This is a genomic window from Okeania sp. SIO2B9, assembly GCF_010672505.1.
GTDB classification, from domain to species: Bacteria; Cyanobacteriota; Cyanobacteriia; order Cyanobacteriales; family Microcoleaceae; genus Okeania; species Okeania hirsuta.
On record NZ_JAAHGK010001678.1, the window covers coordinates 1 to 1,307 of the forward strand.

A 1,307-nucleotide genomic window follows, 5' to 3' on the forward strand; every position below is an offset into this window, starting at 1 on the left:
GGAACGTTCAATTGTTGTTTTACGGCGTTTATAAACATTCAGCTATTAGCAGTCAGCTCTCATATTTTTAAGGAATGAAAAATTATTTGTAAGCATTTAGGTATTAGCTATCAGCTCTCAGCTTTTTAATTAATAGGATGCATCTTAGATATTTGTAAAAATACTTTTTTTCTATTGCCTGTTGCCTATTGCTTTTTCCTTAAAAGCAATAAATTTTTGGCTTTATTCAAAATTTAGATGCACCCAATGAATGAAAAAATCATTCGTTTAATTTTCTGTTCAAATTTGATTCATTATAGGTTATCTGGAATTGGTAATTTATCAAATGATATAAATGATATATAAGTATTGCCACTAACAAATCAATACAGTATGGGAGAAGCAAGAATTCAAGCTTAGGTATTGTATATCTATAGTCTTTTAGGACTAAAGGATAAAGAGTAGATTTTTCTATTCATGTTCAATAAAAAAAAATAATCTGGTACTTCAATAAAATGGCAAAAAACTATCTGAAAGCTTCAGCTAAAGCAGGTCGTGTATTTGCTGGTCCTCTAGCACCTCTTTTTGAAGGTGTTCTTAGTCTCTATGAAGATGAACAAATAGAAAACCGTGAAGCTAAACTAGACGAAATGATTAGCAAAGTAGAAAACGTGAGCCGTGAAACTCTTGAGGAAATATTTGAAGCTAGAACCGATATAAAGGAATTAAGAGAACAATTTATCTTGGGAATGGAAATTTGTTTTTCTGTTCTGGCTAAAAATACGGCGTTATTATCTAGCCCAGATTTAGAAGAAAATCTTCCTTTTTTGATGGAACCATATAGGGAAAAGTTAGAAGCAAGTGGGTTGATTACAGATGAAGTTTTAGCTGATGAACTTTATAAATTTTACGAGAAAGATACCCGACTTTTTTTAGCACATATTTCTGCTGATTTTCCTGTGGGATAACTTCGTACTAATGAAGCTTTACCAGTTGTTATTTCCAACTTTTTAAGCAGATGTTCTGGTCAGGGATTAAATCAACAAGCTAAAATATTTAATGCTTTAAGTAAAAAAAATCCAGGTAGTGAACCTTTAAAGGTAAAAAGCTTGATGCTTCAGGAACAAGTGATTAAGAAAATAGGGGAATGAGAAAATATTTATGGCTAGTTTATTTCAAGAGTTTCTAGAGAAGATTAGACAACGAAGTGGTAAATATGAAGATATTAAAGAGGAAATTCTTAAGGATATTTTACAAGTTTATAAAAGGTATGAATTATTTATAAATACTCTAGAATAAGGGGGCTTTGATATTAGTAACTTGAGGCT

Annotated in this window: 1 protein-coding gene; it reads left to right on the forward strand. The window is 30.8% G+C overall.

Features of this window, described 5'->3' with window-relative positions; all coding sequences use genetic code 11:
• The first annotated feature begins 494 nt into the window (after positions 1 to 494).
• Positions 495 to 947 (forward strand): hypothetical protein, encoded by a 453-nt coding sequence (locus tag F6K13_RS33635; protein WP_124143083.1) that lies wholly within the window; start codon positions 495 to 497, stop codon positions 945 to 947.
• Positions 948 to 1,307: the final 360 nt, after the last annotated feature.

Coding starts and splice junctions, on each gene's coding strand:
- F6K13_RS33635 (WP_124143083.1), top strand. CDS start 495: ATGGCAAAAAACTATCTGAAAGCTTCAGCTAAAGCAGGTCGTGTATTT.